The sequence below is a fragment of the Streptomyces sp. NPDC003248 genome, assembly GCF_055563235.1.
In genome coordinates, this window is the sequence record NZ_JBVHDT010000010.1 from 304,744 (window position 1) to 322,262 (window position 17,519).

Consider the following 17,519-nt stretch of genomic DNA (forward strand, 5'->3'; position numbering starts at 1 on the left):
GCACCCGGTGCTGCTGCGAGCCGTCCGGGCCGGTGCACCTAAAATACGGCCGTGGAAACTCACTCCAGGAACCTGGCGAATCGTCTGCAGGCAGCGCGGAGCAGGACTTTCGTGGGGCGGTCCCTGGAACTGGGCCGGTTCCGGGCGGCGCTCGGCGGTGATCCGGGAGCCGCCCCGGTCCTCTACGTCCACGGCCCCGGCGGAGTCGGCAAGTCGACGTTGCTCAGGCGCTTCGAGGACGAGGCGCGGCAGGCCGGCCGCAGGACCGTCTGGGTGGACGGCCGCCAGGTGAACCCCTCCCCGGCCGGGTTCGAGGCCGAGGCGGGCGAGGCCGTCACGGGCGCGGGCGTCGTGCTGTTCGTCGACGGCTTCGAACGCTGCCAGGGACTCGAGGGATGGCTGCGGGACCGGTTCCTGCCCGGACTGCGCGAGGACGCCGTCGTCGTCCTGGCGGGACGGCGCCCGCCGAGCGCCGAGTGGCTGTGCGACCTGGCCTGGAGCGATCTGCTGGAGGTGCTCCAGCTCGGCTCGCTGGACCCGCGGACGGCCGCCGCGCTGCTGGAGCGGCGCGGTGTGGCCCCGGCGCAGCACGAGGCCCTGCTCGCCTTCGCGGGCGGCCACCCGCTCGCGCTGAGCCTGGCGGCCTCCGTCTCGCTGGCCGGCTCCGGGGACACCTCGGAGTGGACCCCGGGCCCCGACGTGATCGCCACGCTGCTCTCCGCGCTCGTCGGGGAGCTGCCGTCGCGCAGCCACCGGCTGGCACTGGAGACCGCGGCCCACGCCCTGACGACGACCGAGCCCCTGCTGGGCGCGGTGGTCGGGGAGAGCGAGGCCGCCGAGATGTTCACCTGGCTGCGCGAGCTGCCGTTCAGCGGGTACGGGAGGCAGGGCCTGTTCCTGCACGAACTGGTGAGCGAGGTCCTCGACCACGACTTCCGCTGGCGCGACCTGGACAACTACGAGCAGATGCACGTCCGCACCGGCCACTACCTGCTGCAACGGGTCAGGACCGCCTCCGAGGCCGAGGCGATGAACGCGGTCCGGGCGCTCACCTACCTCAAGCGCTACGGACCGATGGCGCCGTACTTCCGGAAGATCGACCGGGAGGGGGACGTGTACGAGGACGTCCTGCGCCCGGAGGACCACGAGCAGGCGGTCCGGATGACCGTGGAGACCGAGGGGGAGCGCTCCGCGGACGTCGTCCGCTTCTGGCTCCGGGAGCAGCCCGGCGCGTTCCGCATGTACCGCAGCGCGCAGACCGGTGAACTCGTCGCCTTCATGCTGTGGCTGCGGCTGACCGACCCGGAGGTGGGCAGTGACCTGGACCCGGTCGTCGCGGAGGCCTGGGCCGGCGTGGCGCGCAAGGGGCCGCTGCTGCCCGACCAGCACATGCTGATGAGCCGCTTCATGATCTACCCGGGGGCGTACGGCCAGATATCCACCGTCGGCCACCTGATGCAGCTGCGGATCTGCGGGGACTGGATCCGCTCCCGCGGCCTGGCGTGGTCGTTCATCACCTCGCCGGACGCGGAGCTGTGGGGCCCCCTGATGGACCACCTCGGCCACGAGGAGCTGTTCAGGACGCCCTGGGACCACGACCGTGTCTTCACCACGTACGCCTGCGACTGGCGGGTGACACCGCTGGAGATCTGGTTCGACCGCACCCAGCCCGGAGCGCTCACCGAGGCGCCGTCCGCGCCGGCCGTGGAGGGGCCGCCGCGCAGGACGCTGTCGAGGGAGGAGTTCGAGACGGCCGTGCGTCAGGCGCTGCGGGATCTGCACCGGTCGGACGCCCTGCGCGCCAGCGCCCTGTTCGACAGCCGTCTGGCCGCGCGTTCGGGCTGGACGGAGCGGGAGGACGCGGCGGAGGAGCTGCGGCGCACCCTGGTGGGCGCGGTGGACGAGCTGCGGCGGGACCCCAAGTCGGGCAAGTCCCACCGGGCCCTCGCCACCACCTACCTGAGCAAGGCCTCCACCCAGGAGGCGGCCGCGGCCCGGCTGGGGCTCCCGTACAGCACCTACCGCCGGCACCTCGCCGAAGGGCACAAGCGTCTGTGCGAGGTGCTGTGGCACTGGGAACTCGGCGGTGCCCCGGCGGACGACGGCCGCACCGCACCCGTGCGACCCGTACACGTGTGACCCGTACGCGTGCGCCCGGCACCCGTGTGACCGTACGCGTGCGCGGGGCACCCGTGTGACCCGCACCCGTGCGCCGCCCGGCACCCGTCACCCGCACCCGTGCGCCCCGTACACATGTGAACCGCCCCGCTCACACGCCCCGTCTCACACCCGTCCGCCCCGGGCTGTGCGCCCGCCTTAACCCCCGGCGACCCGTCCGGGAGACGCCTGCGTAATGCGCGGTTCGTACCGTCGCAGAGGCTCTCACCAGGCCGATCGTCAGAAAGGGGGCGCCCGTGGCCGTGCCGGACCCGCGGACCGACAGCGCGACGGAGACGAAGGTGCGCACGGTCTGCTCGTACTGCGGCGTGGGCTGCGGCATGCTCCTGGACATCCGCACCGGACCGGACGGACGCCGTACGGTCCTGAAGGCGTCCGGGGACAAGGAGCACCCCGCGAACTTCGGCCGGCTGTGCACCAAGGGCGCGACCACCGCCGACATGCTCGCCGCCCCCGGCCGGCTGACCACCGCCCTGGTCCGCTCGGAGCGCGGGGAGGAGCCGGAGCCCGCCCCCGTGGCCGCGGCCGTCGCCGAGACGGCCCGGCGGCTGCGCGCGATCGTCGACGAGCACGGGCCCGACGCGGTCGCCCTCTACGTCTCCGGCCAGATGAGCCTGGAGGCGCAGTACCTGGCGAACAAGCTGGTCAAGGGGTATCTGCGCAGCAACCAGATCGAGTCGAACTCCCGGCTGTGCATGGCCAGCGCCGGCACCGGCTACAAGCTGTCCCTCGGCGCCGACGGGCCGCCCGGCTCGTACGAGGACCTCGACAAGGCGGACGTCTTCCTGGTCATCGGGTCCAACATGGCCGACTGCCACCCGATCCTCTTCCTGCGGATGATGGACCGGGTGAAGGCCGGGGCGAAACTGATCGTCGTCGACCCGCGGCGCACCGCCACCGCCGCCAAGGCCGATCTGTTCCTCCAGGTCAGGTCCGGCACCGACCTCGCCCTCCTGAACGGCCTGTTGTACCTGGTGCACGAGAACGGCCACACCGACCCCGGCTTCGTCGCCGCGTACACCGAGGGCTGGGAGGCGATGCCGGAGTTCCTCGCCGACTACCCGCCCGCGACCGTCGCCGAGATCACCGGCGTCCCCGAGGCCGACCTGCGCGAGGCCGCCCGGCTGATCGGCGAGGCGGGGGAGTGGACGAGCTGCTGGACGATGGGCCTCAACCAGTCCACGCACGGCACCTGGAACACCAACGCCCTGGTCAACCTGCACCTCGCCACCGGCAAGATCTGCCGGCCGGGCAGCGGCCCGTTCTCCCTCACCGGGCAGCCCAACGCCATGGGCGGGCGCGAGATGGGCTACATGGGGCCGGGGCTCCCCGGCCAGCGGTCCGTCCTCGTCGACGCCGACCGCGCCTTCGTCGAGGAGCTGTGGGGACTGGAACCGGGCACGATCCGCGCCGACGGCGTCGGCAAGGGCACCGTCGAGATGTTCCGGAGGATGGCCGACGGCGAGATCAAGGCCTGCTGGATCATCTGCACCAACCCGGTCGCCTCCGTCGCCAACCGCAAGACGGTCATCGAGGGCCTGGAGGCCGCGGAGTTCGTCGTCGCCCAGGACGTCTTCGCCGACACCGAGACCAACGCGTACGCCGACGTCGTCCTGCCCGGCGCCCTGTGGACGGAGACCGAGGGCGTCCTCATCAACAGCGAGCGCAACCTCACCCTCGCCCGGCCCGCCGCCGACCCGCCCGGCGAGGCGACCGCCGACTGGCGCCTGATCGCCGGCGTCGCCCGCGCGATGGGTTACGAGGACGGCTTCGCCTACGACAGCGCGGAGGAGATCTTCGAGGAGATCAAACGCGCCCACAACCCGCAGACCGGCTACGACCTGCGCGGAGTGACCTACGAGCGGCTGCGCGCCACCCCGGTGCAGTGGCCCGCCGCCACTCCCGACGGCCCCGACCGCAACCCGATCCGGTACGTGAACGCCGACGGCTCGCTCACCTTCCCCACCGCGAGCGGCCGCGCCGTCTTCCACGCCCGCCCGCACGTCCCGCCCGCCGAGATGCCGGACGACGACTACCCGTTCGTCCTCAACACGGGCCGTCTCCAGCACCAGTGGCACACCCTGACCAAGACCGCGAAGGTGGCCAAGCTCAACAAGCTGGACCCGGGCCCCTTCGTCGAGCTGCACCCCGAGGACGCCGCCGGGCTCGGGATCGCCGGCGGCGACTCGGTGGAGGTCGCCTCCCGGCGCGGCCGGGCCGTGCTGCCCGCCGTCGTCACCGACCGGGTGCTGCCGGGCTCCTGCTTCGCGCCGTTCCACTGGAACGACCTGTTCGGCGAGTACCTCAGTGTCAACGCGGTCACCGCTGACGCCGTCGACCCGCTCTCCTTCCAGCCCGAACTGAAGGTGTGCGCGGTGTCGCTGACCAAGGTGTCCACACCGGTGGCCGTACGGACCGCGACGGCGCCCGCCGCGGCGAGCACAGTGCCCGTGGCCGCGCCGGCGCCGGCGACCGGTGCGCGGGTGATCGTCCCGACCGCCGTCCAGCCCTCCGCCGCCGCCGTCTTCGGCCTGGACCCGGCCCCGCCGCCCGTCCTGAGCGAGCGGGAGCGGCAGTACCTGGTCGGCTTCCTCGCCGGCATCCCGGCCGGCGCCCCCGGCGTCCCCGTCCTCCCCCCGGACGCCCCGTTCAGCCCCGAGCACGCCCTGTGGGTCAACGGCACCCTGGCCGGCATGTACTCCCGCACCGCCCCCGACGGCGGTCCCGAGCCGTCCCCGGGGCGCCGGATCGTCATCCTGTGGGCGTCGCAGACCGGCAACGCCGAGGACTTCGCCACCACCACCGCCGAACGGCTCACCGCCGGCGGCCACAGCACCTCCCTCGTCGCCATGGACGAGGCCGACCCCGCCGCCCTGCCCGCGGGCGCCGACCTGCTGCTGATCACCAGCACCTTCGGCGACGGCGACGCCCCCGACAACGGCGCCGGCTTCTGGGACGGCCTGACCACCCTCGACGCCGGGCGCCTCGCGGGCCGCCGCTACGCCGTGCTGGCCTTCGGGGACTCCTCCTACGACGACTTCTGCGGGCACGGCCGCCGCCTGGACCGCCGTATGGACGAGCTGGGCGCGGTACGGCTGGCGCCGCGCACCGACTGCGAACCGGACTACGAGCCGCAGGCCGAGGCCTGGCTGGACCAGGTGCTCACCGCGCTCAAGGACGCCACGGAACCGGCCCCGGCCCAGGTCCCGCCCGCCCCGGCTCCCGCCCAGGCGGCTCCCGCCCAGGCGGCTCCCGCCCCGGCCCCCGCCCACGCGGCCCCCGCCCCGGCCCCCGCCGCGCCCCGCGCCAAGCGGCCCGCCCCCGTCACCGCCCGCCTCACCGGCAACCGCCTGCTGAGCCTGCCCGGCTCCGGCAAGGAGGTGCGCCGCTTCACCTTCGACACCCGCGACAGCGACACCCCGCTGCTCTACGAGGCCGGCGACGCCCTCGGCGTACGGCCCCTGAACTCCCCGGCGCTGGTGGCGGAGTGGCTGGCCGTCACCGGCCTGGACGCGGACGCGGCCGTGCGGGTGAACGGCGTCGGCGAGGTCGCCCTCGGCGAGGCCCTGCTGCGCCACCTCGACATCACCCGGATCTCACCGGCCCTGCTGCGGTTCACCGCCGACCGCGCCCGCGACCCGCGCGAGCTGCGCAAGCTGCTGCGCCCGGACAACAAGGACGAGCTGGCGAAGTGGTCCTGGGGCCGGCAGGCCGTGGACGTGGCGGCGGAGTTCGGCATCCGGGCCGGGGCGCAGGAGTGGGCCGAGACACTGGGCCGCCTCCAGCCCCGTCTGTACTCCATCTCGTCCAGCCCGCTCACCGACCCCCACCTGGTCTCCCTCACCGTCTCGGTCGTCCGGTACGAGAACCTGGCCGGCCGCCCCCGCCAGGGCGTCTGCTCGCCCTTCCTCGCGGACGCCGGGCCCGGCACCGAGGTCCCGGTGCACGTGCAGCGCTCCCCGCACTTCCGGCCGCCCGCCGACCCGGCGGTGCCGATGGTGATGGTGGGCCCCGGCACCGGCGTCGCCCCGTTCGTCGGCTTCCTGGAGGAGCGCCGGGCGCGCGGGCACCGGGCGCCGAACTGGCTGTTCTTCGGCGAACAGCACCGGGCGACCGACTTCTACTACGAGCGGGAGCTGACCGACTTCCTGGCCGACGGCACCCTCGGCCGCCTGGACACGGCCTTCTCCCGCGACCAGCGGGCCAAGGTGTACGTGCAGGACCGGATGCGCGAGCACGGCTCCCAGCTGTGGTCCTGGCTCCGGGACGGCGCCCACTTCTACGTGTGCGGCGACGCCTCCCGGATGGCCAAGGACGTCGACCGGGCGCTGCGCGACATCGCCGTCGTCCACGGCGGCCTCGGGGAGGAGGAGGCCTCGGCCTACGTCAAGCAGCTCGCCTCGGACAAGCGGTACGTGCGGGACGTGTACTGACGGGCGGGCGGCCGCCTTCCCGAGGCCGGCGCCCAGGGGCGGTGCGCCGACACGCGTCGATATTCGGCCGTGTCCGGCGCGTCACTGTTCGGATGATCGACAGGGATGGACAAGATCTGACGCACCCTCCGTCCCGTGCAGTCGCACGGTTCGCCCCGAGGAAGGTCATGGTCATGCCGCACCCGCACGTGTCGTCCATGGACCGGCCGGACCGCCCCCAGCGGGCGGTCGTCAGCCGTCGCCGTCTCCTCGAAGGATCCGCCGCCGTCCTCGGCGCGCTCGCCCTCTCCGCCCCCTCCACCGCCCACCGGGCCGCCGCGGCGGACCCGGCCCCGGAGTGGAACGGCCGTATCGACGTCTTCCGGCTCGGCACCGAACCCCCGCACACCACCCTCATGCCGTACGCCGGCCTCGACCAGGCCCTCGCCGCCGACCGCACCCGCTCCCCGTACCGGCTCGACCTCGACGGGACCTGGAGGTTCGCCTACGCCGAGCGCCCCGACGAGCGGGACGCCGACTTCCACCGCACCGACCTCGACGACAGCTCCTGGGACACGATCCCCGTCCCCTCCGTCTGGCAGCTGCACGGCCACGACCGCCCCATCTACCTCAACATCACCTACCCCTACTGGGGCCCCAACGGCCTGGGCGAGGAACCGCAGCCCCCCGCCGCGCCGACCCGCTACAACCCCGTCGGCCAGTACCGGCGCACCTTCACCGTGCCCGGGGAGTGGGCCGGCCGGCGCACCTTCCTGCACTTCGAGGGCGTCAAGTCCGCGCACTACGTCTGGATCAACGGCGAGCTGGCCGGCTACCACGAGGACTCCTACACCCCCGCCGAGTACGACATCACCGACCGCCTCCGGCCGGGCACCAACCAGATCGCCGTCGAGGTCTACCGCTACTCCGACGGGGACTGGCTGGAGGACCAGGACATGATCCGGCTGAGCGGCATCTTCCGCTCGGTCTACCTGTACTCCACCCCGTCCGTGCACCTGCGGGACTTCAAGCTGGACACCCCGCTCGGCGACGGCCACACCTCCGCGGAGCTGTCGGTCACGGCGAGCGTGCGGGACTACGGGGGCGGCGCGGACGGCCCGGCGGGGGAGGGGGCCGGCGCGCGGTACACCGTCGACACCCTCCTCTACGACGCCGACGGCCATCCCGTGTGGTCCCGCCCGCTCCAGCAGCCCGTCGACCTCGCCCCCGGCGGCGAGACGACCGTCCGGGCGGCGAAGGCCGTACCCGCCCCCCGCCTCTGGTCGGCGGAGCACCCGTACCTGTACACCGCCGTCCTGCGGCTGCGCGACCCCGCCGGCCGGGTCGTCGAGACGCTGTCGCACCGCGTCGGACTGCGCGAGTTCGCCCTGAAGGACGGGCTGATGCGGATCAACGGCCGGCCCGTCTCCTTCCGCGGCACCAACCGGCACGAGATGCACCCGGCCCGCGGCACCGCCCTCACCCGCGCGGACCTCGTCGAGGACATCAGGCTCATCAAGCGCCTGAACATCAACTCCGTGCGCACCTCCCACTACCCCAACAACCCGCACTGGTACGAACTCGCCGACGCGTACGGCCTCTACCTCGTGGACGAGACCAACCTGGAGACGCACGGCATCCGCTCCCGGTACCCCGGCGACCACCCCGACTGGACCGCCGCCTGCGTCGCCCGCGCCCGGAACATGGTCCACCGCGACAAGAACCACGCCTCGGTCGTCCTGTGGTCCCTCGGCAACGAGGCCGGCGCCGGCCGTACCTTCACCGCCATGTACGACTGGATCCGCTCCTACGACCCCACCCGCGTCATCCAGTACGAGGGCGACGACAGCCCCGGCGTCAGCGACATCCGCTCCCGCATGTACGAGACACCCGCCCGGGTCGAGCAGCGCGCCGAGGACGCCACGGACACCCGCCCGTACGTCATGATCGAGTACTCCCACGCGATGGGGAACTCCAACGGCAACCTCAAGAAGTACTGGGACGTCGTCCGCCGGCACGACGTCCTCCAGGGCGGCTGGATCTGGGACTTCGTCGACCAGTCCCTGTACTGGCCCACCCCCGCGCGCACCCTGTTCACCGAGACCGGCCCCGGCCGGCTGCGCGGCGAGCTGATGGCCTCCAGCGGCACCTTCGACCGGACCCGTGGGGTCTCCGGCGCCACCGTCTTCGCCCGCGACCCGGGCCTGGACCTCACCGGGTCCCTCACCCTGGAGGCCTGGGTCACCCCGCACGTCACCGGCTACCACCAGCCGATCATCGCCAAGGGCGACACCCAGTACGCGCTGAAGCAGACCGGCCGCACCCTGGCGTTCTTCGTCCACGACGGCAGCGGGTGGATCACCGCGAGCTGGGCCCTGCCCGACGACTGGACCGGCCGCGAACACCACGTAGCGGGCGTCTTCGACGCCGACGCGGGCACCCTCACCCTCCACGTCGACGGCGTGGTCCGGGCCACCCGCGCCACCGATCGCCGCCCCGCCGTCAACACCGCCCCCCTCGCGCTCGGCAACGACACCGACAACCCCACCCGCGAGTTCAGCGGCACCATCCGCCGGGCCCGCGTCCACGCCCGCGCCCTCACCGCCGCCGAACTCGCCGACGACGGCCGCGGCCCCGGCGACGACGGCGTGCGGTTCTGGTTCGACGCGGCCACCGTCGCCGTGGCGGAGGAACGGCCGCGCGAGAAGACCTTCCTCGCCTACGGCGGCGACTGGGGCGACCTGCCCAACGACGGCGCCTTCGTCGCGGACGGCATCGTCACCGCCGACCGGGGCCACACCGGCAAGGCCGCCGAGGTCAAGCGGGTCTACCAGGCGATCGGCGCGGCACCCGTGCCCGGACGCCCGGCGGGCACGGTCACGCTGACCAACGAGTACCTCTTCACCGACCTCAGGGACTTCCGGGGACGGTGGACCCTCGTCGCCGACGGCACGGCGGTGCGCCACGGCGAACTGACCCGCGGCCAGCTGGACGTGCCGCCCCTGACCGCCAAGGACATCACCGTCCCCGTACGGCTCCCGGCCGCCCCGGCCCCCGGCACCGAGTTCTTCCTCGCGCTCTCCTTCACCCTGCGGGAGTCCACCCCGTGGGCGCGGGCCGGCTTCGAGGTGGCCCGCCACCAGATCCCGCTCGACGCGGGCAGCCCGGCCGTGACGCCCGTGCCCCTGGCGCGCGTCCCCGCCCTCACCCACCACGACGGCCCCACCGAGGTCACCGTCACCGGCCGGGACTTCTCCGTCACCGTCGACAAGCGCACCGGTGTCATCACCTCCTACGAGGCCGCCGGCACCTCCCTGATCGTCTCCGGCCCCGCGCCCAACTTTTGGCGGGCGCCCACCGACAACGACAAGGGCAACGGCCAGCACACCCGCAACCGGACCTGGCGCGACGCCGGCGCGCGCCGCACCGTGACCCACGTCGGCGTGCGCGCCCTGCGGGACCGGGCCGTGCAGATCACGGTCGCCGGCACGCTCCCGACGGCCGTGACGTCGGCGTACAGCACCACCTACACCGTCTTCGGCAACGCCGAGATCAAGGTCGACCACACCCTGCACCCGGGCGCCGCGAGCCTGCCGTACCTGCCGGAGGTGGGCAGCCTGCTGTTCCTGCCCGCCCGGCTGGAGCACCTGCACTACTACGGGCGCGGCCCCGAGGAGAACCACTGGGACCGCAACCACGGCACCGACGTCGGCCGGTACTCGGGGACCGTCTCCGGGCAGTGGACCCCCTACATCCGCCCGCAGGAGAACGGCAACAAGACCGACGTCCGCTGGGTCGCCCTCACCGGCCGCGACGGCGTCGGCCTGCTGGCCACGGGCGAGCCCCTGCTGGAGGTCAACGCCTCCCACTTCACCCCCGAGGACCTGTCGGCCGGGGCCCGCCACGACTACCAGCTCACCCCGCGCGAGGAGGTCGTGCTGCGCCTGAGCCACCGCCAGATGGGTGTCGGCGGCGACAACAGCTGGGGCGCCCACACCCACGACGAGTACAAGCTGTTCGCCGACCACGACTACGCCTACACCTACCGGCTGCGGCCCCTCACCGACGTCGGCGAGGCGACGGCGCTCTCACGCACCCCCACCGCGAGCGAGTGACCCGCGTCCGCCGGCGCGGTTCCCCGTCCGTGTGACGCCGTCCACACCGGATGATCTCTGTGGCGACGGGAGGGGAAGAGCGGAACAATCCAGCACGGAACGGGTAACGGAATCGACGGAAGAGGGAACCTCCCATGGCCGAGCAGGACGAACGCTTCGACGTCGTGGTCCTCGGGGCCGGCCCCGGCGGCTACGTCGCCGCGGTCCGCGCCGCCCAGCTGGGCAGACGTGTCGCCGTCGTCGAGGAGAAGTACTGGGGCGGCGTCTGCCTGAACGTGGGCTGCATCCCCACCAAGGCCCTCCTGCGCAACGCCGAGCTCGCCCACCTCCTCACCCACGAGGCGAAGACCTTCGGCATCCGGTTCGACGGCCAGGTCTCCTTCGACTACGGCGAGGCGTTCCGCCGCAGCCGCAAGGTCGCGGACGGCCGGGTCAAGGGCGTCCACTACCTGATGAAGAAGAACAAGATCACCGAGTTCGACGGCCGCGGCACCTTCCTCGACCCGCACACCCTCCAGGTCGCCGGCTACGACGGCGAGACCCGCACGATCGGCTTCGACCACTGCGTCATCGCCACCGGCGCCACCCCCAAGCTCCTCCCGGGCACCCGCCGCACCTCCCGCGTGGTGACCTACGAGGAGCAGATCCTCGCCGAGGACCTCCCGGAGTCGATCGTCATCGCGGGCGCCGGCGCGATCGGCGTCGAGTTCGCCTACGTACTGCACAACTACGGCGTGAAGGTCACCGTCGTGGAGTTCCTGGACCGCATGGCCCCGCTGGAGGACGCCGAGGTCTCCGCCGAACTCGCCCGGCAGTACCGCAGGCTGGGCATCGACGTGCTCACCTCCACCCGCGTCGACGCCATCGACGAGTCCGGCCCCCGGGTCCGCGTCACCGTCACCGGCAAGGACGGCGCCCAGCACGTCCTGGAGACCGACAAGGTCCTCCAGGCGATCGGCTTCGCCCCGAACGTGACCGGCTACGGCCTGGAGAACACCGGCGTCCGCGTCACCGAGCGCGGCGCGATCGACGTCGACGGCCGCTGCCGCACCTCCGTCCCGCACCTGTACGCCATCGGCGACGTCACCGCGAAGCTGATGCTCGCGCACGCCGCCGAGGCGATGGGCGTGATCGCCGCCGAGACCCTCGCGGGCGCCGAGACCATGGAGCTCGACTACGCCATGATCCCCCGGGCCACCTTCTGCCAGCCCCAGATCGCCAGCTTCGGCTACACCGAGGCCCAGGCCCGCGACCTCGGGTACGACGTCAAGGTGGCGAAGTTCCCCTTCAGCGCCAACGGCAAGTCCCACGGCCTCGGCGACACCACCGGCTTCGTCAAGCTGATCAGCGACGCGACGCACGGCGAGCTCATCGGCGGCCACCTCATCGGCCCCGACGTCACCGAGCTGCTGCCCGAGCTGACCCTGGCCCAGCAGTGGGACCTCACCGTCCACGAGGTCGCCCGCAACGTCCACGCCCACCCGACCCTGAGCGAGGCCGTCAAGGAGGCCGTCCACGGCCTGGCCGGCCACATGATCAACATGTGAGGGCGGCCGGCCGGGCCGTTCACCCGGACGGCCCGGCCGCGCTCGCACCCGACGGACGTCCGGGGTGTCCTGCAAGGGAGCCCACGCAGCCCACGCAGCCCACGGAGCCCTACGGAAGGGACGTCCGGTCATGACCTCCCACCCCGGCCCGAGCCCGGACCGCCCGACCCCGCACCGCCCGACCCCGGGCGGCGGCCCGCAGGGCGAGATCGGCACCGCCTGGTCCACCCCGCGCGGCGGCCCCCGCCGGCCCTCCCCGCGCGACGCCCGGATCGCCGGGGGCGTCGACTTCGCCGGCGTCCTGCTGCTGTGCGGCGGCGTCCTCTCCGTCCTCCAGGGCATCGCCGCGCTGGCCGGGGACGAGGTCTACGCCCGGGTCGGCTCCTCCGTCTACGCGCTGAGCCTCACCGCCTGGGGCGCCGTCCACGTCGCCCTCGGCGTCCTCGCCGTCGTCACCGGCGCCGGTCTGCTCAGGGGCGCCGCCTGGGCCCGCTACCCCGGCGTCTTCCTCGCCGCGCTCGGCCTGGTCGCCCAGTTCCTGTTCCTGCCCCACGAGCCGTTCTGGTCGGTCGTGATCATGGCGGTGGACGTGTACGTGATCTGGGCGCTGACCGCGCGGACGGCGGGGTAGGGCCGGGGAAGGGTGGTGTCCGCCCCTACTGGTCCTCCGGCTCGGCGGTGTCGCTGATGCCCAGCCGCAGGTGCTCCACGTGGTAGACGGCCTGGTCGAGGAGTTCGGCGACATGGTGGTCGTGCAGCGCGTAGACGACCGAGCGGCCGCGCCGCTCGCCCACCACCAGGCCCAGGTTGCGCAGCAGCCGCAACTGGTGCGAGCACGCCGACTGCTCCATCCCCACCTCGGCCGCCAGCTCCGTCGCGGGCAGCGGCCCTTCCCGCAGCCGGGCGAGGATCAGCAGGCGTGAGGGGGTGGACAGGGCCTGGAGGGTGGTGGCCACCTTGGCCGCGTTGCCGGCGTCCAGACGGACGCGCTCGGTGGCTGCGGCGGTGACGGCTCCATGACCCATGCGGGCCATCTTACCCATCGTATATGAACGAATGAATGACTCTTCATGTGTTCCTGTATCGTGGCCGCGTGCCCACCACCACCCTCACCTCCCCGCCGTCCGCCGCGACCGCCCCGGCGCCCCCGCGCCGCCGCACCCGGATCCTTGCCCTCCCCGAGGCGCGCTGGGCCCTTGCCGCCACCCTCGCCTTCCTGCTGGGCCCCGCGCTGGACCTCGGCGGCGCACCGGCCTGGGCGTCCGCCGTCCCCTACGCGGTCGCCTACGTCACCGGCGGCTGGGAGCCCGCCCTCGAAGGCCTGCGGGCGCTGCGCGGGAAGACCCTCGACGTCGACCTGCTGATGATCGTCGCCGCGCTCGGCGCCGCCGCCATCGGCCAGGTCCTCGACGGCGCCCTCCTCATCGTCATCTTCGCCACCTCCGGCGCCCTGGAGGCCCTGGCCACCGCCCGCACCGCCGACTCCGTCCGCGGCCTCCTCGACCTCGCCCCCGACACCGCGACCCGGCTCACCGACGGCGGCGAGGAGACCGTCCCCGCCGCCGGACTCGCCGTCGGCGACCTGCTGCTGATCCGCCCGGGCGAACGCGTCGGCGCCGACGGCCGGGTCGTCGACGGCGTCAGCGAGGCCGACCAGGCGACCATCACCGGCGAACCCCTGCCCGTCGTCAAGCGCCCCGGCGACGAGGTCTTCGCCGGCACCCTCAACGGCACCGGAGCCCTCCGCGTCCGCGTCGCACGCGACCCCGCCGACTCGGTCATCGCCCGCATCGTCACCCTGGTCGAGGAGGCCTCCCGCACCAAGGCGCCCACCCAGCTGTTCGTCGAGCGGATCGAACAGCGCTACGCCGTCGCCGTCGTGGCCGCCACCCTCGCCGTCTTCGCCGTGCCGCTCGCCTTCGGCGCGCAGCTCACCGACGCCTTGCTGCGCGCCATGACCTTCATGATCGTCGCCTCGCCGTGCGCCGTCGTCCTCGCCACCATGCCGCCCCTGCTGTCCGCCATCGCCACCGCCGGCCGCCACGGCGTGCTGGTCAAGTCCGCGGTCGCCATGGAACGCCTCGGCGAGATCGACACCGCGGCCCTCGACAAGACCGGCACCCTCACCGAGGGCGCCCCCGAGGTCACGGCCGTCACCCCGCTGCCCGGCTCCGGCGTCGACGAGGACGCCCTCCTCGCCCTCGCCGCGGCCGCCGAGCACCCCAGCGAGCATCCGCTGGCCCGCGCCGTCGTGGCGGCGGCGCGCGAGCGGGGCCTGCGGATCGCCCCCGCCGAGGACTTCACGGCGACGCCCGGACAGGGGGTCACGGCCCTGGTCGAGGGCCGCCCGGTCACCGTGGGCCGGGCGGACACCGGCCCTGCCCCGGCAGGCCCCGGGGCGGAGGGGACCGTGGTCCTGGTGCGCGTCGACGGCGACCCCGCCGGCACCCTCACCCTCACCGACCGCCTGCGCCCCGCCGCCCCCGCCGCCACCGGCGCGCTCACCGCCCTCACCGGCACCGCCCCGGTCCTCCTCACCGGCGACAACGCCCGGGCCGCCGCCCGCGTCGCCGACGCCACCGGCATCACGGACGTCCGCGCCGGCCTGCTCCCGCAGGACAAGGCCGAGGCCGTGCGGGAGCTCCAGCTCTCCGGCCGCAGGGTGCTGTTCGTCGGGGACGGCGTCAACGACGCGCCCGCGCTCGCCGCCGCCCACGCGGGCCTGGCCATGGGCCGGGCCGGATCCGACCTGGCCCTGGAGACCGCGGACGCCGTCGTCGTCCGCGACGACCTCACCACGGTCCCGGCCGTCGTACGGCTGTCGCGGACCGCGCGCCGGCTGGTGGTGCAGAACCTGGTGATCGCGGGGACCTTCATCACCGGCCTGGTGCTCTGGGACCTCGTCGGCCACCTGCCGCTGCCGCTCGGGGTGGCCGGGCACGAGGGATCGACCGTGCTGGTCGGACTGAACGGGCTGCGGCTGCTGAGGGACCGCGCCTGGCAGGGATGACCGGGTGACCCACGAAGGCCCCGGCCAGGGCAGCTCGATGTCGGATTGTCGCCAGCGCCGCCCCGGGCCGGTGGCCGATGCTGAAGGCATGCGGAACGGGATGCACACCGACCGGGAGCGCTGCCTGCGCGCCGTGCGGTCGAAGGACGCGCGGTTCGACGGCTGGTTCTTCACGGCGGTCTCGACCACCGGGATCTACTGCCGGCCCAGCTGCCCGGTCGTGGCGCCCAAGCCGGAGAACATGACCTTCCACCCGAGCGCCGCCGCCTGCCAGCAGGCCGGTTTCCGGGCCTGCAAGCGGTGCCGGCCCGACACCAGCCCGGGCTCCCCGGAGTGGAACCACCGCGCCGACCTCGTCGCCCGCGCCATGCGGCTCGTCGCCGACGGCGTCGTCGACCGCGAAGGGGTGCCCGGACTCGCCGCCCGCCTCGGCTACAGCACCCGCCAGGTGGAACGCCAGCTCCTCGCCGAACTCGGCGCCGGCCCCCTCGCCCTGGCCCGCGCCCAGCGCGCACAGACCGCCCGCCTCCTCATCGAGACCAGCGAACTGCCCATGGCGGACGTGGCGTTCGCCGCCGGCTTCGCCTCCGTCCGCACCTTCAACGACACGGTGCGCGACGTGTTCGCGCTCTCCCCGAGCGACCTGCGCGCCCGCGTCCCCAAGCAGGGCGGCGCCCCGCGCCCGGCGTCCCCCACCGCCGGGACGCTCCACCTCCGCCTGCCGTTCCGCGCCCCCCTCAACCCCGACAACCTCTTCGGCCACCTCGCCGCGACCGGCGTGCCCGGGGTGGAGGAGTGGCGCGACGGGGCCTTCCGGCGCACGCTGCGCCTGCCGTACGGGCACGGCGTCGTGGCGCTCACCCCGCACCCCGACCACATCGGCTGCCGGCTCACCCTCACCGACCTGCGCGACCTCACCGTCGCCATCAGCCGCTGCCGGCGCCTGCTCGACCTGGACGCCGACCCGGTCGCCGTCGACGACCACCTGCGCACCGACCCGCGGCTCGCGCCGCTGGTCGACAAGGCACCCGGCCGCCGCGTCCCGCGCACGGTGGACGAGGCGGAGTTCGCCGTCCGGGCGGTCCTGGGCCAGCAGGTGTCCACGGCGGCCGCCCGCACCCACGCGGCCCGCCTGGTCACCGCCCACGGCGACCCCGTCGACGACCCCGACGGCGGCCTCACCCACCTCTTTCCGGCCCCCGGGGCCCTCGCCGCGCTCGACCCCGGATCCCTGGCGATGCCCCGCACCCGCCGCACCACCGTCACCACCCTCGTACGGCACCTCGCCGAGGGATCCCTGCGCCTGGGCGTGGAGAGCGACTGGGCCGAGGCCCGCGCCCGCCTGCTGTCCCTCCCCGGCTTCGGCCCCTGGACCGCCGACGTCATCGCCCTGCGCGCCCTCGGCGACCCCGACGCCTTCCTCCCCACCGACCTGGGCGTCCGCCGCGCCGCCCGGGAACTGGGCCTGCCCTCCACCCCGGCGGCGCTCACGGCCCGCGCGGCGGCCTGGCGCCCCTGGCGGGCCTACGCGGTCCAGTACCTGTGGGCGACCGACAGCCACCCCATCAACGTCCTGCCCGCCTGAGGAACCCCGATGCACACCCCCACCAGACGGCACACGCTCGTCGACAGCCCCTACGGCCCCCTCACCCTCGTCGCCGACGACGGAGTCCTGTGCGGCCTCTACATGACCGAACAACGCCACCGCCCACCGCAGGAGACCTTCGGCCCCCGCGACGACACCCTCTTCACCGAGGCCCGGGAGCAACTGGAGGCGTACTTCGACGGCGAGCTGAAGCACTTCACCCTCCGGCTCCGCCTGCACGGCACCCCGTTCCAACGCGCGGTCTGGGCCGAACTCCAGCACATCCCCTACGGCGAGACCCGCACCTACGGCGAACTCGCCCGGGCCCTCGGCACCCCGACCGCCTCCCGCGCCGTCGGCCTCGCCAACGGCCGGAACCCCGTCGGCATCATCGTCCCCTGCCACCGCGTCGTCGGCGCCGACGGCAGCCTCACCGGCTACGGCGGCGGCCTCGCCCGCAAACACCGCCTCCTGACCTTCGAAAGCGGCCCGTCCCTCTTCTAGGGCCTGTTGCGAAAGTCCCGTCGTCCGCCCGGAGGGCGGGCCTGGCGGCGTCAGGTGCGTGCTCTGGGGGTCCCCCCCCGGCCGAAGGCTGGGGGAGTGCCGGCCCCTGGCCCTCGTACTGGATGTACTTGGGTCAGGGGCCGGTGCGGCGAGAGTGCGTGCATGGCG

At 73.9% G+C, this 17,519-nt stretch carries 9 protein-coding genes; 8 read left to right on the forward strand and 1 reads right to left on the reverse strand.

Annotated features, from left to right (window positions below; all coding sequences use genetic code 11):
• Positions 1-111 precede the first annotated feature (111 nt).
• The 5 genes from ACZ3KJ_RS24045 (at position 112) to ACZ3KJ_RS24065 (ending at position 12,883) form a co-directional block, all read left to right on the forward strand.
• Positions 112-2,139 (forward strand): ATP-binding protein, encoded by a 2,028-nt coding sequence (locus ACZ3KJ_RS24045; RefSeq protein ID WP_467529887.1) that lies wholly within the window; start codon positions 112-114, stop codon positions 2,137-2,139.
• Positions 2,140-2,498: 359 nt separating this feature from the next.
• Positions 2,499-6,611 (forward strand): molybdopterin-dependent oxidoreductase, encoded by a 4,113-nt coding sequence (locus ACZ3KJ_RS24050; protein WP_467529912.1) that lies wholly within the window; start codon positions 2,499-2,501, stop codon positions 6,609-6,611.
• Positions 6,612-6,784: 173 nt separating this feature from the next.
• Positions 6,785-10,705 carry a glycoside hydrolase family 2 TIM barrel-domain containing protein gene (locus tag ACZ3KJ_RS24055; protein WP_467529888.1) on the forward strand — a complete coding sequence of 1,307 codons (3,921 nt, stop codon included), beginning with the start codon at positions 6,785-6,787 and terminating at the stop codon, positions 10,703-10,705.
• 134 nt (positions 10,706-10,839) lie between these two features.
• Positions 10,840-12,252 (forward strand): dihydrolipoyl dehydrogenase, encoded by a 1,413-nt coding sequence (lpdA, locus tag ACZ3KJ_RS24060; RefSeq protein WP_467529889.1) that lies wholly within the window; start codon positions 10,840-10,842, stop codon positions 12,250-12,252.
• 130 nt (positions 12,253-12,382) lie between these two features.
• Positions 12,383-12,883 carry a DUF7144 family membrane protein gene (locus ACZ3KJ_RS24065; protein WP_467529891.1) on the forward strand — a complete coding sequence of 167 codons (501 nt, stop codon included), beginning with the start codon at positions 12,383-12,385 and terminating at the stop codon, positions 12,881-12,883.
• A 25-nt stretch (positions 12,884-12,908) separates the two neighbouring features.
• Here ACZ3KJ_RS24065 and ACZ3KJ_RS24070 read toward each other — a convergent pair whose 3' ends face one another.
• A complete protein-coding gene (locus ACZ3KJ_RS24070; RefSeq protein ID WP_467529893.1) occupies positions 12,909-13,277 on the reverse strand; it encodes an ArsR/SmtB family transcription factor in 369 nt (122 codons plus the stop codon).
• A 35-nt stretch (positions 13,278-13,312) separates the two neighbouring features.
• On the opposite strand from ACZ3KJ_RS24070, the gene ACZ3KJ_RS24075 reads away from it, so the two are divergent.
• The 3 genes from ACZ3KJ_RS24075 to ACZ3KJ_RS24085 all read left to right on the forward strand — a co-directional run bounded on the left by ACZ3KJ_RS24075 (position 13,313) and on the right by ACZ3KJ_RS24085 (position 17,351).
• Positions 13,313-15,262, forward strand: a complete 1,950-nt coding sequence (locus tag ACZ3KJ_RS24075; protein WP_467529894.1) for a heavy metal translocating P-type ATPase — start codon at positions 13,313-13,315, stop codon at positions 15,260-15,262.
• A 100-nt stretch (positions 15,263-15,362) separates the two neighbouring features.
• On the forward strand, positions 15,363-16,847 hold the full coding sequence (locus ACZ3KJ_RS24080; protein WP_467529914.1) for an AlkA N-terminal domain-containing protein: 1,485 nt from the start codon (positions 15,363-15,365) through the stop codon (positions 16,845-16,847).
• 9 nt (positions 16,848-16,856) lie between these two features.
• On the forward strand, positions 16,857-17,351 hold the full coding sequence (locus ACZ3KJ_RS24085; RefSeq protein ID WP_467529895.1) for a methylated-DNA--[protein]-cysteine S-methyltransferase: 495 nt from the start codon (positions 16,857-16,859) through the stop codon (positions 17,349-17,351).
• Positions 17,352-17,519 lie beyond the last annotated feature (168 nt).